This window comes from Pseudomonas fluorescens (assembly GCF_902497895.1).
Classification (GTDB): domain Bacteria; phylum Pseudomonadota; class Gammaproteobacteria; order Pseudomonadales; family Pseudomonadaceae; genus Aquipseudomonas; species Aquipseudomonas fluorescens_BP.
On the sequence record NZ_CABVHQ010000061.1, the window covers coordinates 12,821 to 36,054 of the forward strand.

Consider the following 23,234-nt stretch of genomic DNA (forward strand, 5'->3'; position numbering starts at 1 on the left):
GAAGCGACGCCGTTTGAACCTGATGAGGCGCGGAAAACCATGAACGTAGAGCCTTTACTGATGCTTTTCTGAAAGCATCAATTTGTGCTCGCGTTGCATTTGGCGCAGAACGTCATCGACGATTTTGTCGTGCTTCTCCATCCAGGCGAGGTGCTGTTGAGGTGTCATCGATGCGTCGGGATGGTCCTTGTGAAGTTCGCTCATGAGATCGCCAAGCATCTTCATATGCTCTGTCATGTGCGCAAAGCGTTGTCCCTCAGGGGCTTTCTCGGCTTGAACCAAAACGACTTCGGCTTTATCCCGCATATTTTCCATGCGTACCATCACTCGATCTCCGCCGCCCTCAGCCCATACCGGAGCCGAGAGCAGGATCGAGCCAATCAGAAACAAGGTTTTAAGAGAATTCATGGGGCCGCTCCTTGATAGGGATGTTGTCCGACTCCGGAGGGTTTTTCTCGCTGGAGAGCCGGATGAGCACTTGAAAGTGCTCATGATCCAACCCTAGACAACGCTTGCTGACATCTACCTGAAGCCAGGATTACATTTCTGTCAGTTTCTGGTTGGCCGGACCTATTCAATGCAAACTCAGCCCATGATCACTTCGAGAGCCATCCCCATGAGACTTCTGGTTGCTGAAGACGAACCGAAAATAGGTATCTATTTGCAACAGGGCCTGACTGAGGCAGGGTTCAATGTTGATCGTTTCACCAACGGCACTGAGGCTCTTCAACACGCCCTCAGCGAGGCGTATGACCTGCTGATTCTGGATGTCATGATGCCGGGACTGGATGGGTGGGAAGTCCTTCAGAAGGTGCGTTTGTCAGGGAAGGACGTGCCGGTACTTTTTCTGACGGCGCGAGACCGTGTTGAAGATCGAGTCAAGGGGCTTGAGCTCGGGGCAGATGATTACCTGATCAAACCTTTCGCATTTTCTGAGTTGCTGGCTCGGGTCAGGACGCTGCTTCGTCGCGGTAATAACTTAGCCTCACCAACCCATATGAAATTGGCCGATCTAGAGGTAGATCTGCTCAAGCGCAGGGCTATTCGGGCAGGTAAACGCATAGATCTTACGGCCAAAGAGTTTGCGCTACTGGAGCTGTTGCTCCGGCGCCGAGGCGAAGTGCTGCCAAAATCGCTCATCGCCTCGCAAGTTTGGGACATGAACTTCGACAGCGATACCAACGTAATCGAGGTTGCGGTGCGCAGGCTCAGAGCGAAGATTGATGACGACTTTGAGGTCAAGCTGATCCAGACCTGTCGCGGCATGGGCTACATGCTCGATGCACCTGATTCGGAATCGGAATGAACCGTCTATCCCTGACTACACGCCTGAGCCTGATGTTCATGCTTGCGGTGACCGCGGTGCTCACCGTCGCCGGCCTCAGCTTTAATAATCTCAGCCGGCATCACTTCATAATGCTGGATCAGCAAGCCCTGAACGAAAAGCTCCACTCGACCCAAAGGATTTTGGGAGAGCTGAAGAGTATCGATCAATTCGACGAGTTAAAGCCCGAGTTACAGGCGTTGCTCGGAGCTCACCGTGATTTGACGGCCCTAATCCTGGACAGTGACGGGAGGCTGATTTTCGCTGATCCAGGGCCAGTAAATGTTCCGGTAGAGTTCATCTCGACGACAAACAACGCTGTGTGGGAATGGCAGAACCAAGAGCAGATGTTCCGTGGCTTGACCGCACCTGCGATGGTCACCGGTCAGGACAAGCCGTTAACCGTCATTTTGATCTTCGATGTTACACAACATATGTCCTTCTTCGAGACGCTCCAGCGATGGTTCTGGGTAGGGCTGGTAATCAGTGCGCTCGTCAGCGCCGCTTTAGGCTGGATGGTTGCACGCAGTGGCTTGCGTCCTATTCGTCAGGTGACCATGGTCGCGGCGTCGATGTCAGCCAAATCACTGAAAGAACGCATCCCTTTGGCACCGGTCCCAAAAGAGCTGCAACAGATGGTGTCCTCGTTCAATGCGATGTTGTCCCGGCTTGATGATGCTTTTGTACGGCTATCCAATTTTTCAGCGGACATTGCCCACGAACTGCGTACCCCCCTCAGCAACCTGATGACCCATACCGAAGTGGTGCTCTCGAGAAAAAGGGGTATTGAGGACTACGAAAATAATCTGTATTCGAATCTGGATGACTTGAAGCGAATGTCGCGGATGATCGATGACATGCTTTTCCTAGCGAAATCTGACAATGGGTTGATCAAGCCTGAGAACAAACCGATAAACCTATTGGAGGTCGTGGAGAAACTGCTCGAATACTATCGCCTGCTGGCTGATGAGCGCGGTATCGAATTGACCGTTTCGGGAGCAGGACGTGTCCGGGGTGACGTGTTGATGTTGCACCGAGCCATCTCGAACTTGCTGTCGAACGCTCTGCGATACACCCCTGAGGGACGAACCATCAGGATCGACATCCAACAAAAAAACACGTCGACAATGGTAACGGTCGAAAACCCTGGAGAGACCATCGCGCCCGAGCATCTTGAAAAGCTCTTCGATCGCTTCTACCGCGCAGATCCGGCCCGGCGCGAAGGAAGCCCCAGCAACGCCGGGCTGGGGCTCTCAATTACGCGGTCGATCGTAGAAGCCCACGAAGGCAAGATCTGGTGTACCTCATTCAATGGAAAAACAGCCTTCCACATGGAACTTCCGAGTGCTGGATTGAAACGTGCCTGACCTCGTTCAGGCGCCGCATCGAAGCAAAAGTAGTAGGCCTTGCTTCCTGGACGGAGTGACCTGTCTACAGCTCTCAGAGAGCTTCAGTTTGGGATGACGAGTTAATGTCCGTCGTGAAAGTAAAAGGCACGTCACACCCCAGAATTCTGGACCAGAGAGCACGCGCAAAGCTTACTGAAATGTAATCCAACAGTCGGCAGTCATGTGGCATCGTGTCCTGGCTCTATAACGCGGTCACCCTGATCTGCTACCTGGCTTCAGTTCGCGGCACACGCTTGGTATTCGCCTGTGGTTTTAACCGGAATTGAGAAGTAAAAACTAGATCTACTCCACCAAACCTCGAATCAACAGCTTATGCTGTGAGGAGTCTTGCATGTCCTTCTTTAAAACTACTACCGTTGCAGTTGCACTGACCGCCGGTTTGCTCATGAGCGCAATCGCCCAGGCGCATCCAAAGCTGGTGTCTTCTACCCCGACGGAAGGGTCGACGTCCGCGGCGCCTTCCAAGATCGAGTTGCACTTCTCGGAGAACCTTACAACTCAGTTTTCGGGAGCAAAACTGATTATGACTGACATGCCAGGTATGCCGAATTCGCCCATGGGCGTCAAGGCGGGCGTCGCTGGTGGCGATGATCCGAAAATGATGGTTATCACGCCCGCCGCTCCGCTCACCACTGGTACGTATAAGGTCGAATGGCGTGCGGTCTCTTCCGACACTCACCCCATCACAGGCAACTTCTCTTTTAAAGTGAAATGATTCATGAGCGACTCAATCAATATCGCGCTTCGCTTCGCTTTATATTTAGACCTGATGCTGCTGTTTGGATTGGCCATTTTTGGCTTGTACAGCCTCAGGGGAAAGGAGCGGGTATCTGGCACGGTCTTGAACTTTGAGTCGCTCCTTTTCAGTACAGTCGTTGTTGGTGTACTTCTGTCTCTTGCCGCGATGTTGCTGCTTGCGAAAGCAATGAGCGGTGTTTCAGAATTTATGGAGCTTCGCCAACACATCTTCGAAATGGTGCTTACTGGTACTGACGTCGGGCTTACTTGGATCGTCCGAATAGCAACCCTTGTCCTAGCAGGTATAGCTGTCACACTTAACAAACGTTTCCCGACCCTCAGCCTATGGGCGGTTACCGTTTTCGGTGCTATAGCTCTCGCTACCCTGGCGTGGACAGGACATGGGGCGATGGATGAAGGCAATCGTCGTTATATGCATTTCATTAGCGATATCTTTCACCTTTTAGCCGCGGGTGGCTGGTTGGGCGCTCTCGCGGCATTCGCTCTACTGCTGCGTGTGAAATCACTGAAAGGCGAACAAGAGGCACGGATTCTTGCCCGGGTACTGACTGGATTTGAATCGGCTGGCGCGGTGATTGTAGTGCTCATCAGCATCACCGGTGTAGTCAATTACCTTTTTATCGTAGGTCCAACCCTGGATGAAGTAATGCTGAGCACTTATGGCATATTGCTGTTTTTGAAAGTTTTACTATTTGCAGGAATGATTGTGTTAGCCACGCTGAACCGCTTTCATTTGAATCCGCTACTGGAACGCTCAATCCGAGCGGGTGAGTATTCTGTCGCTGTCAATGCATTGCGGCGCAGTATGACTCTAGAGTTTTCAGTGGCATTAATCATAGTAAGCCTTGTTGCCTGGCTAGGAGTCTTGAGCCCGGAGATGGACATGAGGGCCGAGTAAAGCTCAAAAATCCGCAGGCAGTGGGGGAGTGCAATAGCCCATTACTGACCTGTTTTCAGCTAGTAATCTGTATCTGATTTGGTACTCCTGGGGAGTATGTCCAGTAAGGTGTCGAACAGGATCAACGCCCGGCGATTTTCACCCATCACCTGCTGGCCCAGGTGAAACCGCCGTGGCATTGACTACAGGCTTGTCCGTATCACTTACCCATCGGCATCTTTATCATGCTCGACTGCTGATCCATCATTTTCATCATCATGTCCATCATTCCCATCTCCATGCCGTCTTTGTTGCCGGACATTCCCATGCCATGACAGTTTTTATGCATCATGGCCATGCTGTCTTTCATTGTCTTCATGCTCTCCTGCATGGCGGCCTGTCGCTCGGCAGGGGTCTTGGCGGCGGCTGCTTTATCGTGTGCAGCCTGCATTTTTTGCATTTGCTCGGTCATGGCTTTGTTCTGCATAGGCGTGGCCGGTGCACTGGTTTGAGCGGGTGCGGTTGAGCTTTGCTCTGGGTGGTGCTCATCGACGGCCGAGGCCATGAGTGGACTGCTCACGAGCAGGGTGGCGAGGATCAATTTCAATGAGGCATGCATGGCAATCTCCAAAGGGTGAGGACAACACAGCTAATACCAAACCGCGTCAGGTTGGCGCAGCCAGGAAGTGCGCCCGGAATTCGGCGCGCTGAGGGTCGGTTTAATCGTTGAAACGGACGAAAATCAGGCGGGCTGGCGGTCCAGCTGGAGTAGGGCGCCGTAAGGCAAAAAAGGCAAAAGCAAAGGGGTTGGCGGGATACAAAATCAGCAACGCAGGGATCAGCAACAGAAACGTCCAACTGGACAGGTCAAACGCTTGAAGATGTAGCGAAGGGCTCACGGCTATCGCCGAATCGGCGCAGTGTTGAAGGCAGCCGAGGGTATGTGCATCGTGGCTATCGTCATTTTGCGCGGTGTTGAGCGAGACATGGTGTGTAGTCGGGTTGTGGCTGGGTAGTGCCAGACATCCCTGGGTTGCTGCCATTCCAAACGCTAATACCCACAGCACAATGGCGAGGCGTATGAACGTTGCTTGACGATGGCGAAACCAGGACATGGCGCTTCCCCCGGATATGGGTTGACGGCTTGTAGCTTTTTCAACGTACAGCACATCGAAGTGCCATTGTTGATCCAGATCAAGTAAAGCGTAGTCGGCAGTTTTTGCACTTTTCAGCCATCGGCTTACCTCGTCCTCAACACTATTGGCAGCCGCCATCATCGGCAACGTACTCGGCTCTGCGCTGAACCGGTTGCTGGGTCGCTCCATCGAACGGTTCCCGCTCACACACCCCAACAGTCCCCACTCAAGAGCCTTCCATCGAATGCCTGGAGGAGAGTGAGTAATTGCTTGTCCGGTGAAGGCAATTGGCCATACTCTGCGTTGTGTGAGAGAACTCACCCTAATAACAACATGAGCATGGAGTTAGCCTGATGAAACTATTTGCCCTTCTGATCGCCGCGGTTCTTTCGATGACGTCCGTGGCTGCCTTCGCCCATAGCGGCGGTACCGATTCAAAAGGTTGCCATCGCAACCATACAACGAACGATTACCACTGCCACTGATATGCAAAAGCCCAACGCTAGGCCGGGCTTCCATGCAAACGGGCCTCTTCACATTTGCGGAGGCCAGTGATGCGATTCACCTTGGCACTCCTTGCACCAAGCGTAGAGTGCGTCATACATGATCAGACCGTGCGCCAGCATTTCATGATCGTCTGCAATGCGCTGTGATAGCCCCAGCGAAATCGCGTACAACCCAGCCGATTGCGGTGTCAGATCCAGGCGGGAGGTATCAGCCCCGCGCACGATCCTGGCCAGATGCTGCAAAGCGGGCTCACTGAGCTGGTACTTCTTCAGAAACGCGTCGAAGCTGCACAGCTCTCTCTCATGGGTAAGCTCAACGCCGGGAATGTTGTAGGGCGCTGCGTCTTTCTCCGCCGCAAGGCGTAGCACATCACCACTGGGCACGTATAAAAATTCGGCCTGTGGATCGATAAAGCGGGTAATCAGCCGGGGACAGGCGATGCGGTCGATCTTGGGTCGTTCACGGGTAATCCACCTCATGGAACACCTCCTGCCTAGCTCAGTAGGCTGGGTGATCTGGCGAGCCCAGTGCCCGCCAGAGATTGTTAACCAACTTGTGCTCTCTAGCGCAGCAGATGCACTGCCAGGCCGACAAGCGCGCAACCAATCAGCACTTGAATGACACCCCGCTTGAAGCGGAACAAGGCAATCGCCGCTGCAAGGGCGATCAGTGCAGAGGGCCAATCGAGACTGCCGCTGAAGCCATTCGGCCAAAACACGTGGTAACCGAAGAAACACGCCAGATTGAGGATCACCCCCACCACCGCCGCGGTAATCCCGGTCAGCGGCGCAGTGAACTTGAGTTCGTTATGAGTCGACTCCACCAGCGGGCCACCCGCGAGGATGAACAGGAACGAGGGCAGGAAGGTGAACCAGGTCACCAGGGAGGCGGCGACGGCGCCGGCCAGAAACACATGATCAGCCCCGAACACTTGCGAGACATAGGCCCCGACAAAGCCAACAAAAGCCACCACCATGATCAGTGGCCCAGGCGTGGTTTCTCCCAGCGCCAACCCGTCGATCATCTGTGTCGGCGTCAGCCAGCCATAGTGACCGACCGCGCCCTGGTAGACATACGGGAGCACCGCATAGGCCCCGCCAAAGGTCAGCAACGCTGCCTTGGTAAAAAACCAACCCATCTGGGTCAAGGTGCCTTCCCAGCCAAAGAGGGCGGTCAAGATTCCCATCGGCAAAGCCCACAACACGGTGCCAACGAGTGCCAACAGCGCCAGTTTCAGCCAGCTAAAGCGGGCATGCTCAGGGGGCGGGGTATCGTCATCAATCAATGCCAAACCAAAGGACTTTTTGGCTGCACTGTGGCCACCGGCCCTGAATTTCTCTGGCGCCAAGCGCCCACCGACATAGCCGATTAACGCAGCACCCAGCACAATCAGCGGGAACGGGACATTGAACGCAAAGATCGCGGTGAACGAAGCGGCCGCTATCGCCCACAACCAATTACTCTTCAAAGCCCGTGAGCCGATCCGATGAGCCGCCTGCACAACAATGGCCGTTACGGCGGGCTTGATACCATAGAAGAGTCCCGCCACCACGGGGACTTCGCCAAAGGCGATATACAGCCACGACAATGCAATCAGGATGAACAGCGAGGGCAGTACAAACAAGCACCCCGGCTATCACGCCACCCCAGGTTCGATGCATCAGCCAGCCGATATAGGTCGCCAATTGCTGAGCCTCGGGCCCTGGCAGCAACATGCAGTAGTTGAGCGCATGCAGAAACCGCCGTTCGGAAATCCAGCGCCGACGCTCTACCAGCTCCTGGTGCATGATCGAGATCTGTCCTGCTGGCCCGCCGAAGCTGATAAAGCCCAATTTCAGCCAGAACCAAAACGCCTCACGCAAACTTATCGCCTCAGGCCTCGGCAGATCCTCTTCGACTGCCGAGATGGAAACCTTACTCATTGGATTGTTCCTCTTTCACAAACTCTGCGAGCAGGCCGTCGAAGATGGCGCTTGCAGCTGCCAGCAGGTGGTCGTCATGGGTAATGGTTTCGCGTAGTCCTGCCAGCACCCGTTCGATGCCGGCAGCTTCCACCGGCTGAGTACCCCCGATATCGAGGTAGTGCACTAAAGCAGCCATGCGGCCCAGGCCGGGTTCTTGAAGTTCAAAGCTGGCTTGCAGGGTTTCGAAGGTCACGCGGTTGCCGACATGACTGAAAGTTGCCTCATCGAAATCAAAACCCAGCGCATCAGCGGGACATTCCTGTGGACTGTTCAGCCAGAGGATCTGAGCTTGTGGGTCAATGAAGCGTCGGATCAACCAGGCACAAGCTAGACGGTCGACCCATGGACGCTTGCGTGTGGCCCAGACACGACGCTGATAGTCGCCAATGCTGAGTGCCGTTATTGGCTGGTCGCGGCTATGTGGCTCATCCGCAGACAGCGCTCTACTGACCGCAGTCTCTAGCGCCTGTAACACCGAATCGGTTTGCTTATTCGGGATGCCCAGAAAGTAATCGATGGCCGTCAGCTGCTCGTAGGCTTTGCGCAGCTTGCGAATTTGCTTGGTGGTGGCCAATGCGTTTTCAGCAGTGAGCTGTGCCCGACATTTTTCGATCTCAGCGCGTAGCTTGCTGTAGTCATCGCTACGGTCGAACAGTTGTATAAAACGTTCACCGTCAGGGTCGACGACGGGCAGGATATAAGCGGTGCCATTGATGGACAGGATGTCGCGCTCGACAGATGCCAGCGCTTCACGACAGGCATCAGTGTCCGGCAACAGATAGACACCATCGCGTAGGACTGCCGCACCGCTGGCTTTCAAGGCACGCCAGGCTCGCATGCGTTCGGTGGCATTGGCGGTGGGTAAGCCGAGAATCAGAGTTAGCCAATTTGTCATGTAGAGTCAGATGTTTATTATGTAGTGATCATTACATTAATCTTGATTTTGGCAGTTGGAAAGCCGTCCTTTGGTACCAGAGACTTTTGCGAAGCTAGATGAATGAGAGCTGATGCAATTAGGGGAAGTCGCGCCAATAGCAATAGAGTTTTAAGGCTGGATTGACTGCTTTTGGCCGATTCTGTTGAAAAAGTCGGCCTTGGTTTCCACGTCAGAAAAGTACGCGCCTGAGATTGAAATCCATACCTTGGACAGAGGTTTTCGGGCTCGGATTTTACGGAGCAGCGTGCAAAAAAGGCGTTTTCACCGACCAATATTCGGGCAGTTTAGGAAAACCGACTTTTTCAACAGAATCGGCCGATTTCTGCCTGTCACCAAGCGCCGGTATAGACCGAGGTTGTGTGAAAACGTTTTAGAACAGGCTTGGCAACCACTTGCCCGCGACCGATAAACGCTTAGGCGCCCTGCGGCGTGAACGAGGCGCCGCTCGACCTGGTTTTTCGGTGGTGGTCTGAGCTCCGAGCCAATCCAGCGCCATTGATACCGTTGGCCTGATGACTGTTCCCCCGATTGGCTGTAGGTAGAACTCGATAGCGTGGCTTGGAAATGCTCCTTTTTTTACTCTTGATACACCCTGAAAACAAGTCCAGAATTGAGTCTTTTCCTGCTTTAGGGAAAAAGTAAAACCCTTTGATTTCAATTGGTTGGACGCCAGATGCGAATCTCGTTTCCCGCTCCAAATATTAAAAAATGGACCTCTCAAGAGGTCCATTTTTTTTTGGCCAAAGAAAAGTCTTTCTTTGGCTCTTCCCGCGGTCCTTGAGAACACACAACATTGTGGCAGTGCCACAGCCTCCCGTTTATTCCAATGAGTGAAGCCCGTTGGCACGAAGACCCCCAGGCAAGTTACGGTCATGGCATTTCCGGCAGCTCTTGAGGACGCAGATCGAACACCAGCACTTCGGCATCCACGCCATTGCTCAAGGTCAGCGCCTGCTCATCCCGAACCCGCACGCCATCGCCTTCCTGCAACTGCACGCCGTTGAGTTCGACATTGCCCCGGGCCACGTGCACATAAGCGTAGCGATTGGCGGCAAGTGTGAGGGTGGCGGTTTCCTTGCCGTCGATCAGGCCGGCATAGACCCGGGTATCCTGACGCACCCGCAGCGAACCATTGGCTCCATCGGGGGAGATGATCAGTTGCAGGCGACCGCGTTTCTTCTGTGTGCTGAAGTGCTCTTGCTGATAACGCGGTTTGGCACCGCTGACGTCTGGCACGATCCAGATTTGCAGGAAGTGCACCGGCCGGGTCGCCGATTGATTGTATTCACTATGGGCCACGCCGCTGCCGGCGCTCATCAACTGCACGTCGCCGGGACGGATCACCGACCCGGTGCCCAGGGTGTCCTTGTGTTCCAGGGCACCTTCGAGCACATAGGAGAAAATTTCCATGTCCCGGTGCGGGTGTTGGCCGAAGCCTTTACCGGCCGCCACGCGGTCATCGTTGATCACCAGCAGGTCGGAAAAACCCTGCTCCCGCGGATTGCGGTAGTTGGCAAAGGAAAAGGTATGGAACGACTTCAACCAACCGTGATTGGCCGCGCCGCGATCAGAGGCTTTGCGAAGGGTCAGCATGATGAAATCTCCTGTGGGGACGAGGTTTCGTCCGAGTGAGGAGAAGGTTAATGTTTACCTTGGAGTGCAATAAGTAGATGGAAATTGAAATACTGTCTCGTTCAGGTTGACAGTTATGTCAGTTGGTTCATGTATCCTTATCGTTACACTTGGCCATAATGTTCAGCGCTGACGCCAAGTTTTCTATTCATTTGATATCAGTGATTCAATCCATGAAAACCGTGGCAATGGTGCTGTTCCCAGACTTTCTCCTGCTCGACATGGCCGGACCCATGGAAGTGTTTTCCATCGCCAATCGTTATCTGCAGCCGGCGGACCGTTACGAGCTGGCGACCATCGGCACCGAGCATGGCGCGTTGCGGGCCTCCAACGGCGTCAGTGTCCAGGCCGATCTGCACATCGATCAGGCTAACGAGCGCTACGACTTGTTGTTGGTGCCGGGGGGGCCGGGGGCCTACAACGAAAAGCATCCACCACTGCTTGGCTGGCTTCAGGGTGCCGTCAACCAGGCGAATCGTTATGGTTCGATCTGCACCGGCGCGTTCGTGCTCGGGCACGCCGGGTTGCTGGACGGCTATCGCGTGACCACCCACTGGCACTACACCGAACGGCTGATCAAAGGCTTCCCCAAGGCCACCGTCGAGACCGATCAGATTTTTGTGCAGGACCGTAATCTCATTACCTCCGGGGGTGTCACCGCCGGCATCGATCTGGCGCTGGCGGTGGTTGCCGAGGACCACGGCAAGAAAGTCGCCCTGGACGTGGCCAAGGTGTTGCTGGTGGTGATGAAGCGCCAGGGCGGGCAGGCGCAGTTCAGTCCGTTGATGGTGGCGGTGGCATCCCAGGAAACGCCGATCACCCGGGTGCAGAACCATGTGCTCGAACACCTCGACGAAGCGTTCAGCATCGAGCGCATGGCCAGTCTGGCGAACATGAGTGCGCGTCATTTCGCCAGGGTGTTTGCCCGGGAAGTGAACATGACGCCGATGGAGTTTCTGCAAAGCGCGCGCATCGACTGCGCCAGAAATCTGCTGGAAACCAGCGACCTGCCGCTCAAGACCGTGGCCTATAAAAGTGGCTTCGGCAGCGTGCGGCACATGCGTTTTCTGTTCAGTGAAAAGCTTGGCTTGACCCCGACCCAGTACCGCGAGCAGTTTAGCTGACGGCTGATTGTCCGTTCCGCGCACCGCGATGGCCGTAATGCTCCTTGCGTGCCAGTTGTGCCATCATGGATGCCTGCCAAGATACCCGTGAACTCTTAGCAATGGAGGTGCGAAAGCCTGGGCGAACTCGCGCAATGGACGTGGTGCCTTGAGCCGGGCCAGGTTTTCAGCACGTGAACGTGTATGAACAGCCTCAGAGATTTAAACAGCGATGCGGTGCTGCGGTTCGGCCCCTATGCGTTCCACCCGCGTCAACGGCTGATTCTGGAAGGTGATCGGCCGCTGCGCATGGGCGGGCGGGCACTGGATATCCTCCAGGTGCTGGTCGAGCGCGCTGGCAACGTGGTCAGCAAGGACGAACTGATCGCCCACGTCTGGCCAACTTCGGTGGTCGAGGAAATCAACCTGCGCGTGCACATTGCCGCCCTGCGTCGGGCCCTCGGCGACGGCCAGAACGGGCAGTGCTACATCGTCAACATTCCCCAGCGCGGGTACAGCTTCATCGCCCGGGTGCAACGCGACCGGACAGGCACACCGGTGCCGGTCGAAAATGTGCACAAGCCTCAGCACAATCTGCCTGCGCGGCTCACGCCAGTGACCGGCCGCGACTCGGTCGTTGGCAGTGTGGTCCGGCAGTTACCGGTTCGGCGCCTCATGACCCTGCTCGGTCCGGCCGGCATCGGCAAGACCACCGTGGCGTTGCGCGTGGCCGAGTTGCTGTTGCAGCACTATCGGGACGGTGTCTGGATGGTTGATCTGGCCACCATCGATGACCCATCGCAACTCGTCGATCATCTGTCGCGCACGTTGGAACTGGATGTCGGCGGGGCGGCGCTGGCGCAACGGCATGCCTTGGTGGTGCTCGACAATTGCGAACACCTGCTCGAATGTTGTCGGGCAGTGGTGGACGATCTGCTGGCCTCGGCGCCTCGGCTGTCGATTCTCGCCACCAGTCGCGAACCGTTGCGAGCGGCGGGGGAAACGCTGCTGCGTTTACCGGCCCTGACAGTGCCGCCGCCCTCGGCGCTGTACAGCGTGGCCGAAGCCATGGGCTATTCGGCGGTGCAGCTGTTGGTCAGCCGCGCCCGAGCCCGCCAGCAAGGGTTTGTCCTGCGCCAACAGGACCTCAAGGCGGCGCGCGAAATCTGTCGGCGACTGGACGGACTGCCCCTGGCCATTGAACTGGCGGCGGCGCAGATCGATGCGCTGGCGCTGGTGGGGGTGCAAGCGCAACTCGACAACTGTTTTCAGCTGTTGAGCCAAGGCCGACGCACCGCGGTGCCACGGCATCAGAATCTGAAAGCAGCGCTGGACTGGAGCTATGAACGGCTGAGCCTTTTGGAGCAAACCGTGCTGCAGCGGCTGGCGGTGTTCAAAATGGCGTTCACCCTGGACGCGGCGATTGGCGTGATCAGTTGCGCGGTGCTGCGGTCCACCTGCCTGGTTGAAATCGTGGAACGGCTGGCGAGCAAATCGCTACTGTCAGTGGAGCAGGGCAGCGGCGTGACCCGTTACCGCTTTCTCAACACCACGCGCACCTACGCCCTGGACAAACTCGAGCACAGCGGTCACTTGCGCACCTTTGAACTGCGTTACAGCCGCTACATCAGTCGGGGCCGCTGGACCTCAAACGGGCATATGTCGCTGCAACTCGTCGAGTAACCGACGGACTTTCGTCAGATCCGGTGTGGCAAAGCCTTCGGTGAAACGCTGGTAAATCGGCGCCAGCAACTCATGGGCCTGCCGGAACAGACCCTGACGCTGCCATAGCTGGGCCAGTGACGTGGCGCTGCGCAGTTCCCAGGCCAGCGCTCCCTGGGTTTTTGCCACGGCTAAAGCCTTGAGCAGCACCGCCTCGGCCGCGCTGACCCTGGTCGGGCAATCCTCTGCCAGCAACGCGTCGGCCCGGGCCCGCAGAATTTCCGCGGTGCTCCAGCCAGCCGCGCCATTTTCGGCCCGTTCCAGCAACGTGTCATCGATGAAACGGCTGTCCAGAGTGACCATTATTTCCTTGATCAATCCGCTGTCCGGTCGCGGCGACGAGGGCGCATCGGCACCCTCGATCACCTGCGCATAATGTTTGGCCCAGGTGTAGAACAACAGCACCGAGTGTTTCTGCGCCTGCTCAAGCAGCAGACTCAGGAGCTCGCGGGCGACCGGGGTGTCGCCGTTGTAGTGGGCGATCAGACAACCGGACAGCGCCAGGGTGTAGCAGATGGACGTGCCATGATTGATCTGCATCGCGATGTCGAGCGCCTGTCGCGCGGTGCGCCAGGCTTTTTCCGGGTGCCCTTGCAACCAGAGAGTGCGCGCCAGAATCGTCAGGGCCGCGACGCTCTGATCGTAATGCACGCCAAAGCAGTAGCTGAAGCGGTTGAGGTGACCATTCTGGGCCAGGCATTGAATGACCTGTTCGACATTCTCCCGCGCCAGTGCCTGATCTCCGGCAAAGTGCAGAGCCAGAACCCGCAAGCGTCGGGTACTCAGGGACAACACCGCGTCGCCGTGCAGCCCCAACCGCTCGAATTGTCGGCTCTGCTCCAGGGCCAGTTGGTAGTGGCCGCAACTAAGATCAACCGCCAAGTGCCCGGAAATCGCTTTGAGCTGACCGGCCACATCGTTGCAGTGTTCGGCCAGGCGTTTGGCGCTGACGAACGCTTCGACGGCTTCGGCGCTACTGCCCAGGGTGTGGTAGCAGGAACTGCCGAGGGCGAGCTTGAGGGTCATGGTCAAACGCAGGCAGGGCTGGTGCGTCGCTTCGAGCAACGCCAGGGCTTTGCGCACGTACATGCCGTGTTCCTTGAGCAGCGACAGCTCTTGCCAGAGCGGTGCCGAGGTCGCAGCGAGGCGGATTGCCAAGGCCTGCGGCCCTTGAGCATTCAAGCCCCAATCGAGCGCCGCACGAATGTCTTCCAGGCTGCGGGCGTAACGCTCGGTCCAGCGCTCGCTCGGGGTGTGTTCCCAGTCGCTCTGCGCCTGATGCATCAAGGCCAGGCAGCGTTCGGCGTGGCGCTCTCGGGTATCCGGCAGCTCTTGGGCCTGATCGAGTTTTTCCAATGCATAGCCACGTGTGGTGTCGAGCAGGCGGTAGAACACCTCTTCGTCGCCTACCTCCACGTTCAGCAGTGACTTGGCCACCAGTTGCGTGATCGAGGCAAACACCTCGTGGGGTTCGACGTGTTCGCCGACAATCACTGCGGCCGCCGATTCCAGCGTGAAACCTCCCCTGAACACACCCAATCGGCGCAGGCAGGTCTGTTCGCAGGCACTCAGCAGCTCGAAACTCCAGTCGAGTGTTGCGCGCAGGGTCTGATGCCGGCCCAGGGTCGTCTGGCAGCCCTGGGTGAGCAGACGAAAACTACCTTGCAGTTGCGTCAGCAATCCACTCAGGCCAAGGCTGCTCACTTGCGCCGAGGCCAGTTCGATCGCTAAAGGAATGCCGTCCAGACGGCGGCAAATCTCGATCGCCAGAGGCAGCTCGTCATCGGTCAGTTCGAAACTGTCATGACTGGCCATCGCCCGTTCGACGAACAATTGCAGAGCCGAAAAGGTCAAGGCTTGGGTGCGGTCCAGCACGGCGATGGGCGGAGGGCAGTCCAGAGACTCCAGGCGTTGAACGAATTCGCCTTCGGCCCGCAGGCTCTCGCGGCTGGTGGCCAGAATGTGCACATTGGGCGCGCCGCGAAGGATGCTTTCGCTGAGCAACGCAATGGCGTCGATCAGGTGTTCGCAATTGTCGATGACCAGCAGCATCTGCCGCTCGCGCAGGAAGGTCGCGAGACGGCTCATCGGTTCGCCATCGTGCAATGGCAGGTCGAGCAGCGTCGCCAGGTGGGTGGTGATCATCAAAGGGTCGTTGATCGGGGCCAGGTCCAGCAGGCGAATGCCGTCCCGGTAGCGACCGATCAGTTGTTCGGCGACGCGCAGCGCCACGGTGGTCTTGCCGATACCGCCAGGGCCGACGAGGGTGATGAAGCGCTGGTGTGGCAGCTGCGCCACAAGACCGTCGACCAAGGCCTGGCGACCAATCATGCGAGTCCGACGAATGGGCAGGTTATGGCCGCTCGGCCCGTGCCCGTCGCTCGCGGGACGTTGCTCGAAGTGTTCCAGGGAGTACGGCGCGACAAAGCTGTAACCACGCTGGGCCACGGTGACGATGTAGCGCTGGCCGGCCTGACCGTCGCCGAGGGCTTTGCGCAGCGCCGCCATGTGCACTCGCAGGTTGATGTCTTCCACCACGCTTTTGGGCCACACCCCAGCGATCAATTGCTGCTTGCTGACCACATTCCCGGCGTGCTCCAGCAGGATCAACAGAATGTCCATGGCGCGCCGACCCAGACGCAGGGGCTGGTCGGCCTCCAGCACCAGACGTTGTCCGGGGTAGATCCGGTAAGGGCCGAAATGCACAGCCTGTTCGGGGGATAGGATCAACGGGTCACTCCTGCTTGCATCCGTCTATCACGCGGTATCCGAGCATATTCCTCAGATTTTTTCGTCAGCGCAACGCGGTGGCCGGCGACTATCGAGTGTGCGCATCGGTTGCAGCGTTGCCGGTACCGTTCGCAAGCTCCGTATTTACTGGGCGCGGCGGCGGCAAAGGGGTGAGTCGGGTCTTCGGTGCACCGTTGAAAATTAACAACGTTTAACTCGTCCTGCGTCCGATTTACGCCCAAAAATCCGCTACTTCAAGTCCATCAATCGAAGGCACCGACCTTTGTGCTTCGTGCAGCAAAAAGGATGAACACTTCTGGAGGATGCCGGAATGAGCAACGTGGTGGTGGTCTATCACAGTGGCTACGGGCACACCCGGGTCATGGCCGAAGCCGTAGCCCAAGGCGTGGAACGACACCTTGGCAGTACCTGCCGGCTGGTTCCGGTCGAGGAAGTGGATGAGCACTGGGACTGCTTGCACCGCGCCGACGCGATCATCTTCGGCGCCCCGACCTACATGGGCAGCGCCTCGGCGCCGTTCAAAGGCTTCATGGAGGCTACTGCATCGTTCTATTTGGCCCAGCCCTGGCGCGACAAATTGGCCGCCGGGTTCACCAATTCCGGATGCCTGTGCGGCGACAAGCTCAATACCTTGCTGCAGATGGCGGTGTTCGCCGCTCAGCACTCGATGATCTGGGTCGGCCTCGACCTGCGGCCGGCGCGCTCCAGCGCTGGCGTGTTCGATGGGCAATTGAATCGCCTGGGCAGTTCCATGGGAGCCATGGCTCAGTCGAATGTCGAACAGTCCCCGGACCATGCGCCACCTCCCGAAGATCGCTGCACCGCCGCGCACCTGGGCGAGCGGGTAGCGCGCCTGGCCGAACGAATGAGCTATCCATCGGTTTGATTCACCCCTACACCCCGACCCCTTAGTCAAGGAGCAATAGCAATGAGCACATTCACCACCCGCGACGGTACCGAGATTTACTACAAGGACTGGGGTACTGGCCAGCCCATCGTCTTCAGCCACGGTTGGCCGTTGAATGCCGACAGCTGGGAATCGCAGATGATTTTCCTGGCGTCCAAGGGCTACCGGGTCATCGCCCATGACCGCCGTGGTCACGGCCGCTCCAGCCAGCCCTGGTTCGGCAATGAAATGGACACTTACGCCGACGACCTCGCGCAGTTGATCGAGCTGCTGGATCTGCAAAACGCGGTGCTGTTCGGTTTCTCCACCGGCGGCGGCGAAGTGGCGCGCTACATCGGTCGACACGGCAGCGGGCGGGTAGCCAAGGCCGGGCTGATTTCCGCGGTTCCGCCGCTGATGCTCAAGACCGAAGCCAATCCAGGCGGCCTGCCGATGGAGGTGTTCGACGGTCTGCGTCAGGCGTCCCTGGCGGACCGTTCGCAGCTGTACAAAGACGTCGCCAGCGGGCCGTTCTTTGGCTTCAACAAGCCTGACGCCAAGCCTTCTCAGGGCATGATCGACTGGTTCTGGATGCAGGGCATGACCGCCGGCCACAAGAGCGCCTATGACTGCATCAAGGCGTTCTCCGAAACCGACTTCACCGAAGACCTGAAAAAGTTCGACGTGCCGACCCTGGTGGTGCATGGCGACGCTGACCAGATCGTGCCGATCGAAGCCTCCGGCATCGCTGCGGCGAAACTGGTCAAGGGCTCCACATTGAAGGTCTACCCGGGTGCTCCCCACGGTCTGACCGATACCCACAAGGATCAGCTCAACGAAGATCTGCTGGCGTTCCTCAAGGGCTGATCAAAAACAAAAGATCGCAGGCTGCGCCAGCTCCTACACGGATATGTGTACACCCGTAGGAGCTGCCGAAGGCTGCGATCTTTTGCTGTTGAGAGAGGGCAGAGCACGCACTGCCTGACAGCGCCAGGCGAAAGGCGTGATGCCTTCGCTGCGGGTGAAAATGTGGCAGAAGTGCGCCTGATCGCAGAAGCCGCATTCCAGACTGATTTGCGTCAGGGTCAGGTCGGTATTCTGGATCAGTTGCTTGGCTCGGGCGATGCGCTGGCAACGAATCCAGTCCTGGGGTGACAGCCCGGTGCTGCACTTGAAGGTGCGGGAGAAATGACTGCGGGACAGCGCGCAGGCCCGGGCCAGTTCGGTGACTTCCAGGGGTTCGCTGAGGCGGTCGAGGATCAATTGCTTGACCAGGCTTTCCCGCCAGGGAGTGAGGCCGCCAGTGGTGGCTTTTCGCGTTTGCGTGGCTGACGCGCGGGCGGCGTTGGGCTGAACGTGGGCCATGACAAATGTCCGTGTCGGTGGGAATGCGCTGGCGCACTGCACGGTGGGTCAGCACCATCCCTTTTTGGAAAAACAGGTATGCGCAGAGGGCTTCATTCTTGGTCGCAGGGCTTTGGCTTGCGAGTTAAACGTTGTTAATTCCTCTTGTTAACGGCGGGCGAAAAACTGCGCCAACTCAGCACATCGCTGCAATTACGAGCGGGCTGGGCAGGGTAAGATCGGGGGGCCAAAGTGCCGAAGATCGAGTAAATTTTGGTAGCCGTGTCTGGCTGAAAACACAATGAGACTGTGCCTATGAACCGTAACGATCTGCGTCGCGTCGACATGAACCTGCTGGTGATTTTCGAGGCGCTGATGTTCGAAAAGAACCTGACCCGGGTCGCCGAAAAACTCTTCATGGGTCAGCCGGCCGTGAGCGCAGCGTTGGGGCGGTTGCGTGATCTGTTCGACGATCCGTTGCTGCTGCGCAACGGTCGCGGCATGGAGCCGACGGCGCGGGCGCTGGCGATTCTCAAGGAGCTGCAACCGGCGATGGACACCATCTGCGGGGCGGTCAGCCGGGCCAAGGAGTTTGATCCGGCTACCAGTTGTGATGTGTTTCGCATTGGCCTGTCGGACGACGCCGAGTTTGGCTTGTTTCCTCCGCTGTTGAGCCAACTGCAGGAGGAGGCGCCGGGGATCATTGTGGTGGTGCGCCGGGCCAATTACCTGCTGATGCCGGCGTTGTTGGCGTCCGGAGAGATTTCAGTCGGGGTCAGTTACACCACCGAACTGCCGGCCAATGCCAAGCGCAAGAAGCTGCGCGATATTGCCTGCAAAGTGCTGCGCGGTGACAACCGGCCTGGTGAGCTGACGCTGGATGAATACTGTGAGCGGCCTCATGCGATGGTGTCGTTTTCGGGGGATTTGAGCGGCAACATTGATCTTGATCTGGCCAGGATTGGTCGCACCCGGCGGGTGGTGTTGGGGGTGCCGCAGTTCAATGGGTTGCGGGCATTGCTCGTCGGGACTGAAATGATCGCCACCGTTCCCGACTACGCCGCCTGCGCGCTGGTCGAAGGCTGTGCCTTGAGAGCCGAAGATCCGCCGTTTCCCATTGATGAGGCGCAGTTGTCGATGGCCTGGAGCGGGGGGCATGATAATGATCCGGCGGAGCGATGGTTGCGGTCGCGGATCAGTCAGTTCATGTCTGAGCCTCTGAATATTCCGGCTCCGTAGGGAAAAAACTTCTGCCAGATGCCGCTTTTGTGGCGAGGGAGCTCGCCACAGGAAAGTGTTGGGCTCAAGTACGCTCGTAAAGAGAGCACATACGTTCAATTTTTCCCTCCCCCACACCGGCATTATCGGCTTAATTTCCGTTTCGCCGGAGCCTTCCGTTATGCCTGATTCCAATCGCCCCGACCCTGCAACCACCCGCCCGGTGCGGGGCTTCGAAGAAGTCGTGACCCTGGTAGTCAAACACCGGGTCAAGGCCGGTTTTGAAGTGCCCTATGAAGCCTGGCTGCGGCGGATTGTCAGTATTGCCGGGCAGAGCGAGGGGCATTTGGGGGTGGATGTGATTCGCGGCAAGAACGCCGGCCTGGACATGTTCACCTGCGTGCTGCGTTTCTGCTCCACCGAGGCGATGCAGCGCTGGCTCGATTCGCCGCAACGGCTGGAGCTGATCAACGAAGCCGCGCCGATGCTGGCGGATGGGGACCAGACCGAGGTTAATCCGGTCAAGGAATTCTGGTTCGCACCGCAGGCCGATTCCGTTTCGCCACCGCCGCGCTGGAAGCAGGCCGTGGTGACGTTGCTGGTGATCCTGCCGCATACCTTGCTGGTGCCGCTGATCTGGGGCCCGCTGCTCAAGCTCAACGCCTTTGTGTCCAATTACGTGGTCGCCACTTTTCTGATCACCGTGACCATCGTGGTTTCGGTGGTGTACCTGTTCATGCCCAAGGCGACGCGCCTGTTCGCGCCGTGGCTGGAAGCCGGACAGCCCCACTCCACTCTGCCTGAGGAAACGCGATGAACGCCGATCTGATTCTGTTCAATGGCCGATTTCATACCGTAGACCGTGAAAAACCCCTCGCCAGTGCAGTGGCGATCACCGATGGTCGCTTCGTCGCGGTTGGCACCGATGCCGAAGCCATGGTCCTGCGCGGTTCGGGCACCCAGGTCATTGACCTCAAGGGCCGCTGTGTCATCCCCGGGCTCAACGACTCGCACTTGCACCTGATTCGTGGCGGCTTGAACTACAACCTCGAACTGCGCTGGGAAGGCGTGCCGTCCCTGGCCGATGCCTTGCGCATGCTCAAGGACCAGGCCGATCGCACGCCAACGCCGCAATGGGTGCGGGTGGTCGGTGGCTGGAACGAATTCCAGTTCGCCGAAAAGCGCATGCCGACGATTGATGAACTCAACCAGGCTGCGCCGGATACGCCGGTGTTCGTTCTGCACTTGTACGACCGCGCCTTGCTCAACCGCGCCGCGTTGCGGGTTGTCGGTTACACGCGCAACACGCCGAACCCGCCGGGGGGCGAGATTGTGCGCGACGCCAATGGCGATCCGACCGGCATGCTGGTGGCGCGTCCCAACGCGATGATTCTCTACTCGACCCTGGCCAAAGGGCCGAAGCTGCCGCTGGAGTATCAGGTCAACTCGACCCGCCAGTTCATGCGCGAACTCAACCGTCTCGGCCTGACCAGCGCCATCGACGCCGGCGGTGGTTTCCAGAATTATCCGGACGATTACCAAGTCATCGAGCAGTTGGCCAAGGACCAGCAACTGACGATTCGCATTGCTTATAACCTGTTCACCCAGAAGCCGAAGGAAGAGCTGACCGACTTCAAGAACTGGACCAGTAGCGTCGCCCTGCACCAGGGCGACGATTACCTGCGACACAACGGCGCCGGTGAAATGCTGGTGTTCTCGGCAGCGGATTTCGAAGACTTCCTCGAGCCTCGCCCGGACCTGCCGCAAACCATGGAAGACGAACTGGAACCGGTGGTCCGCCACCTCGTCGAGCAGCGCTGGCCGTTTCGTTTGCACGCGACGTACAACGAATCCATCAGCCGCATGCTCGACGTGTTCGAGAAGGTTAATCGAGACATCCCGTTCAATGGTTTGCCGTGGTTTTTCGACCACGCCGAAACCATCACTCCGCAGAACATCGAGCGGGTGAGGGCGTTGGGCGGTGGCATTGCGATTCAGGATCGCATGGCGTTCCAGGGCGAGTACTTCGTCGAGCGCTACGGTGCCAAGGCGGCCGAAGCGACGCCGCCGATCAAGCGCATGTTGGCCGAAGGTGTACCGGTCGGCGCCGGCACCGACGCGACGCGGGTGTCCAGCTACAATCCATGGACCTCGCTGTACTGGATGGTCAGCGGCCGTACCGTTGGCGGTCTGGAGCTGCACGCCGAAGGCCTGTCCCGGCAGACCGCGCTGGAGCTGTTCACCCACGGCAGTGCCTGGTTCTCATCTGAACAGGGCAAGAAAGGCATGATCAAGGTCGGCCAACTGGCGGACGTCGTGGCTCTGACCGCAGACTTTTTCAGCGTCGAAGAAGAGGCCATCAAGTGGATCGAGTCGGTGCTGACTGTGGTCGGCGGCAAGGTGGTGTACGCCGCCGGTGACTTCGAAAAACTTGGGCCCCCCAGTGTGCCGGTGCTGCCGGACTGGTCGCCGGTGGTCAAGGTGCCGGGCCACTGGCGTCCGGCTTCGCCGATGCAGGCTCAGGTTCACCATTGCAGCGGGCCGTGCGCGGTGCATTCCCATAGCCATGAGCGGGCGCGCCTGTCGAATGCGCCGGTCAGCGATTTCGCCGGTTTCTGGGGCGCCTTTGGCTGCTCGTGTTTTGCCTTCTGACGATCGAAAAGGCGCCGGCCAAGCGTGCCGGTGTCATAAGCACCATCCAACTACCGAGGAGTTTCACATGAGCAACGTTCCGTACAAACGTCTGAACAAAGATGACGCCGTTGTATTGCTGGTTGACCATCAGACTGGCCTGATCTCGCTGGTCCAGGATTTCTCGCCCAACGAATTCAAGAACAACGTGCTGGCCCTGGGCGACGTGGCCAAGTTCTTCAAACTGCCGACCATCCTCACCACCAGCTTCGAAAACGGCCCGAACGGCCCGATGGTGCCTGAGTTGAAAGAGCAGTTCCCGGACGCGCCGTACATTCCGCGTCCCGGCCAGATCAATGCCTGGGACAACGAAGATTTCGTCAAGGCGGTGAAGGCCACCGGCCGCAAGCAGTTGATCATCGCCGGTGTGGTGACCGACGTTTGCGTGACGTTCCCGACCTTGTCGGCGCTGGCCGAAGGCTTTGAAGTATTCGTGGTCACCGACGCCTCTGGCACCTTCAACGAAACTGTGCAACAGGCTGCCTGGGCACGCATGGCGGCGGCCGGTGCGCAACTGGTGAACTGGTTCTCGGTGGCGTGCGAGCTGCAAGGCGACTGGCGCAACGACATGGAAGGCCTGGCGAACCTGCTGTCGCCGCGCATTCCGAACTATCGCAACCTGATGAACAGTTACTCGGTGCTGACGGCCAAGTAAGTCCCGCCACAACGCTGATTCGAATGAATGCCCGCCATTGTGCGCAGGGCGGCTAACCCGGCATCCATGCCGGGTTGCCCACTGCGCAGAACCGGAACGAAGTCTCTCGAGGGGGCGTGCACCGCAAAAGCCAAAGCGAGGCGGCCTACCGGCCGGCCTGTTCTTCAATCGCCGTGTTCCCCCTGTACCTGTAGGAGCTGTCGAGCGAAGCGAGGCTGCGATCTTTTGATCTTGCCGTGGCTTCTGTCGTTGCTGTTGCTTTGGCTTCAGATCTGCCGCCCCTTTCCCAGAGGCCGAACGCAGGCGTTGCGCAGGGGGC

The 23,234-nt window shown here is 58.1% G+C and carries 21 protein-coding genes and 1 pseudogene; 13 read left to right on the forward strand and 9 right to left on the reverse strand.

Going from position 1 to position 23,234, the window contains the following annotated elements; translation table 11 throughout:
• Positions 1–54: 54 nt before the first annotated feature.
• On the reverse strand, positions 55–408 hold the full coding sequence (locus tag F8N21_RS23920) for a co-regulatory protein PtrA N-terminal domain-containing protein (RefSeq protein ID WP_150644474.1): 354 nt from the start codon (positions 406–408) through the stop codon (positions 55–57).
• A gap of 208 nt (positions 409–616) precedes the next feature.
• On the opposite strand from F8N21_RS23920, the gene F8N21_RS23925 reads away from it, so the two are divergent.
• From F8N21_RS23925 to copD, 4 genes are all read left to right on the forward strand, one after another.
• Entirely contained in the window at positions 617–1,306 is a 690-nt protein-coding gene (locus F8N21_RS23925) for a heavy metal response regulator transcription factor (protein ID WP_150644475.1), read from the forward strand.
• Positions 1,303–2,691 (forward strand): heavy metal sensor histidine kinase, encoded by a 1,389-nt coding sequence (locus tag F8N21_RS23930; protein ID WP_150644476.1) that lies wholly within the window; start codon positions 1,303–1,305, stop codon positions 2,689–2,691. Before F8N21_RS23925 ends, F8N21_RS23930 begins: the two co-directional genes overlap by 4 nt.
• A 373-nt stretch (positions 2,692–3,064) precedes the next feature.
• On the forward strand, positions 3,065–3,448 hold the full coding sequence (gene copC, locus F8N21_RS23940) for a copper homeostasis periplasmic binding protein CopC (RefSeq protein WP_150644477.1): 384 nt from the start codon (positions 3,065–3,067) through the stop codon (positions 3,446–3,448).
• 3 nt (positions 3,449–3,451) lie between these two features.
• Positions 3,452–4,390 (forward strand): copper homeostasis membrane protein CopD, encoded by a 939-nt coding sequence (gene copD, locus F8N21_RS23945; RefSeq protein WP_150644478.1) that lies wholly within the window; start codon positions 3,452–3,454, stop codon positions 4,388–4,390.
• Positions 4,391–4,589: 199 nt separating this feature from the next.
• On the opposite strand, the gene F8N21_RS23950 is transcribed toward copD, so the two are convergent.
• Both F8N21_RS23950 and F8N21_RS31530 read right to left on the reverse strand, forming a co-directional pair.
• Complete coding sequence (locus F8N21_RS23950) at positions 4,590–4,988, reverse strand: hypothetical protein (protein ID WP_150644479.1); 399 nt, start codon at positions 4,986–4,988, stop codon at positions 4,590–4,592.
• Between the two features lie 100 nt (positions 4,989–5,088).
• Positions 5,089–5,694 carry a hypothetical protein gene (locus tag F8N21_RS31530; protein WP_412071667.1) on the reverse strand — a complete coding sequence of 202 codons (606 nt, stop codon included), beginning with the start codon at positions 5,692–5,694 and terminating at the stop codon, positions 5,089–5,091.
• Between the two features lie 203 nt (positions 5,695–5,897).
• Here F8N21_RS31530 and F8N21_RS23965 point away from each other — a divergent pair, with 203 nt between their 5' ends.
• Positions 5,898–5,990, forward strand: coding sequence for a YHYH domain-containing protein (locus F8N21_RS23965; RefSeq protein ID WP_224788276.1), 93 nt, complete (start codon positions 5,898–5,900; stop codon positions 5,988–5,990).
• 48 nt (positions 5,991–6,038) lie between these two features.
• Here the strand turns inward: F8N21_RS23965 and F8N21_RS23970 are convergent, their stop codons facing one another.
• The 4 genes and pseudogenes from F8N21_RS23970 to F8N21_RS23990 form a co-directional block, all read right to left on the reverse strand.
• Positions 6,039–6,491, reverse strand: coding sequence for a chromate resistance protein ChrB domain-containing protein (locus tag F8N21_RS23970; RefSeq protein WP_150644481.1), 453 nt, complete (start codon positions 6,489–6,491; stop codon positions 6,039–6,041).
• 83 nt (positions 6,492–6,574) lie between these two features.
• Positions 6,575–7,934, reverse strand: a pseudogene (chrA, locus tag F8N21_RS31310) (chromate efflux transporter).
• On the reverse strand, positions 7,927–8,871 hold the full coding sequence (locus F8N21_RS23980; RefSeq protein WP_150644482.1) for a chromate resistance protein ChrB domain-containing protein: 945 nt from the start codon (positions 8,869–8,871) through the stop codon (positions 7,927–7,929). The pseudogene chrA and the gene F8N21_RS23980 overlap by 8 nt, the downstream one beginning before the upstream one ends.
• Positions 8,872–9,783: 912 nt before the next feature.
• Positions 9,784–10,506: a pirin family protein gene (locus F8N21_RS23990; protein WP_150644484.1), complete on the reverse strand. Its 723-nt coding sequence runs from the start codon at positions 10,504–10,506 to the stop codon at positions 9,784–9,786.
• A 212-nt stretch (positions 10,507–10,718) separates the two neighbouring features.
• Between F8N21_RS23990 and F8N21_RS23995 the strand changes: the two genes are divergently transcribed.
• Positions 10,719–11,669: a GlxA family transcriptional regulator gene (locus tag F8N21_RS23995; RefSeq protein ID WP_150644485.1), complete on the forward strand. Its 951-nt coding sequence runs from the start codon at positions 10,719–10,721 to the stop codon at positions 11,667–11,669.
• A 183-nt stretch (positions 11,670–11,852) separates the two neighbouring features.
• Positions 11,853–13,331, forward strand: coding sequence for an ATP-binding protein (locus F8N21_RS24000; protein ID WP_150644486.1), 1,479 nt, complete (start codon positions 11,853–11,855; stop codon positions 13,329–13,331).
• Here F8N21_RS24000 and F8N21_RS24005 read toward each other — a convergent pair.
• The gene (locus F8N21_RS24005) at positions 13,296–16,100 is read right to left on the reverse strand and encodes an ATP-binding protein (RefSeq protein ID WP_150644487.1); all 2,805 of its coding nucleotides are present in this window, start codon (positions 16,098–16,100) and stop codon (positions 13,296–13,298) included. The two genes, F8N21_RS24000 and F8N21_RS24005, sit on opposite strands and share 36 nt — an antisense overlap.
• Positions 16,101–16,431: 331 nt before the next feature.
• Between F8N21_RS24005 and F8N21_RS24010 the strand changes: the two genes are divergently transcribed.
• Complete coding sequence (locus tag F8N21_RS24010) at positions 16,432–17,007, forward strand: flavodoxin family protein (RefSeq protein ID WP_150644488.1); 576 nt, start codon at positions 16,432–16,434, stop codon at positions 17,005–17,007.
• A 42-nt stretch (positions 17,008–17,049) separates the two neighbouring features.
• Positions 17,050–17,874: an alpha/beta fold hydrolase gene (locus F8N21_RS24015; RefSeq protein ID WP_150644489.1), complete on the forward strand. Its 825-nt coding sequence runs from the start codon at positions 17,050–17,052 to the stop codon at positions 17,872–17,874.
• Positions 17,875–17,907: 33 nt separating this feature from the next.
• On the opposite strand, the gene F8N21_RS24020 is transcribed toward F8N21_RS24015, so the two are convergent.
• Positions 17,908–18,372: a helix-turn-helix domain-containing protein gene (locus F8N21_RS24020; protein ID WP_150644490.1), complete on the reverse strand. Its 465-nt coding sequence runs from the start codon at positions 18,370–18,372 to the stop codon at positions 17,908–17,910.
• 294 nt (positions 18,373–18,666) lie between these two features.
• On the opposite strand from F8N21_RS24020, the gene F8N21_RS24025 reads away from it, so the two are divergent.
• The 4 genes from F8N21_RS24025 to ycaC all read left to right on the forward strand — a co-directional run bounded on the left by F8N21_RS24025 (position 18,667) and on the right by ycaC (position 22,915).
• Positions 18,667–19,590, forward strand: coding sequence for a LysR family transcriptional regulator (locus F8N21_RS24025; RefSeq protein ID WP_150644491.1), 924 nt, complete (start codon positions 18,667–18,669; stop codon positions 19,588–19,590).
• A 160-nt stretch (positions 19,591–19,750) separates the two neighbouring features.
• Positions 19,751–20,386 (forward strand): antibiotic biosynthesis monooxygenase, encoded by a 636-nt coding sequence (locus tag F8N21_RS24030; protein WP_150644492.1) that lies wholly within the window; start codon positions 19,751–19,753, stop codon positions 20,384–20,386.
• On the forward strand, positions 20,383–22,221 hold the full coding sequence (locus F8N21_RS24035; RefSeq protein ID WP_150644493.1) for an amidohydrolase: 1,839 nt from the start codon (positions 20,383–20,385) through the stop codon (positions 22,219–22,221). The genes F8N21_RS24030 and F8N21_RS24035 overlap by 4 nt, the downstream gene beginning before the upstream one ends.
• Before the next feature lie 67 nt (positions 22,222–22,288).
• Positions 22,289–22,915, forward strand: a complete 627-nt coding sequence (gene ycaC, locus F8N21_RS24040) for an isochorismate family cysteine hydrolase YcaC (RefSeq protein WP_150644494.1) — start codon at positions 22,289–22,291, stop codon at positions 22,913–22,915.
• The last annotated feature ends 319 nt before the right edge of the window (positions 22,916–23,234 follow it).

Bases quoted from the DNA above. Each gene is read 5' to 3' on its own strand.
- F8N21_RS23920 (WP_150644474.1), bottom strand. From the start codon at position 408: ATGAATTCTCTTAAAACCTTGTTTCTGATTGGCTCGATCCTGCTCTCG.
- F8N21_RS23925 (WP_150644475.1), top strand. From the start codon at position 617: ATGAGACTTCTGGTTGCTGAAGACGAACCGAAAATAGGTATCTATTTG.
- F8N21_RS23930 (WP_150644476.1), top strand. From the start codon at position 1,303: ATGAACCGTCTATCCCTGACTACACGCCTGAGCCTGATGTTCATGCTT.
- copC (WP_150644477.1), top strand. From the start codon at position 3,065: ATGTCCTTCTTTAAAACTACTACCGTTGCAGTTGCACTGACCGCCGGT.
- copD (WP_150644478.1), top strand. From the start codon at position 3,452: ATGAGCGACTCAATCAATATCGCGCTTCGCTTCGCTTTATATTTAGAC.
- F8N21_RS23950 (WP_150644479.1), bottom strand. From the start codon at position 4,988: ATGCATGCCTCATTGAAATTGATCCTCGCCACCCTGCTCGTGAGCAGT.
- F8N21_RS31530 (WP_412071667.1), bottom strand. From the start codon at position 5,694: ATGGAGCGACCCAGCAACCGGTTCAGCGCAGAGCCGAGTACGTTGCCG.
- F8N21_RS23965 (WP_224788276.1), top strand. From the start codon at position 5,898: ATGACGTCCGTGGCTGCCTTCGCCCATAGCGGCGGTACCGATTCAAAA.
- F8N21_RS23970 (WP_150644481.1), bottom strand. From the start codon at position 6,491: ATGAGGTGGATTACCCGTGAACGACCCAAGATCGACCGCATCGCCTGT.
- F8N21_RS23980 (WP_150644482.1), bottom strand. From the start codon at position 8,871: ATGACAAATTGGCTAACTCTGATTCTCGGCTTACCCACCGCCAATGCC.
- F8N21_RS23990 (WP_150644484.1), bottom strand. From the start codon at position 10,506: ATGCTGACCCTTCGCAAAGCCTCTGATCGCGGCGCGGCCAATCACGGT.
- F8N21_RS23995 (WP_150644485.1), top strand. From the start codon at position 10,719: ATGAAAACCGTGGCAATGGTGCTGTTCCCAGACTTTCTCCTGCTCGAC.
- F8N21_RS24000 (WP_150644486.1), top strand. From the start codon at position 11,853: ATGAACAGCCTCAGAGATTTAAACAGCGATGCGGTGCTGCGGTTCGGC.
- F8N21_RS24010 (WP_150644488.1), top strand. From the start codon at position 16,432: ATGAGCAACGTGGTGGTGGTCTATCACAGTGGCTACGGGCACACCCGG.
- F8N21_RS24015 (WP_150644489.1), top strand. From the start codon at position 17,050: ATGAGCACATTCACCACCCGCGACGGTACCGAGATTTACTACAAGGAC.
- F8N21_RS24020 (WP_150644490.1), bottom strand. From the start codon at position 18,372: ATGGCCCACGTTCAGCCCAACGCCGCCCGCGCGTCAGCCACGCAAACG.
- F8N21_RS24025 (WP_150644491.1), top strand. From the start codon at position 18,667: ATGAACCGTAACGATCTGCGTCGCGTCGACATGAACCTGCTGGTGATT.
- F8N21_RS24030 (WP_150644492.1), top strand. From the start codon at position 19,751: ATGCCTGATTCCAATCGCCCCGACCCTGCAACCACCCGCCCGGTGCGG.
- F8N21_RS24035 (WP_150644493.1), top strand. From the start codon at position 20,383: ATGAACGCCGATCTGATTCTGTTCAATGGCCGATTTCATACCGTAGAC.
- ycaC (WP_150644494.1), top strand. From the start codon at position 22,289: ATGAGCAACGTTCCGTACAAACGTCTGAACAAAGATGACGCCGTTGTA.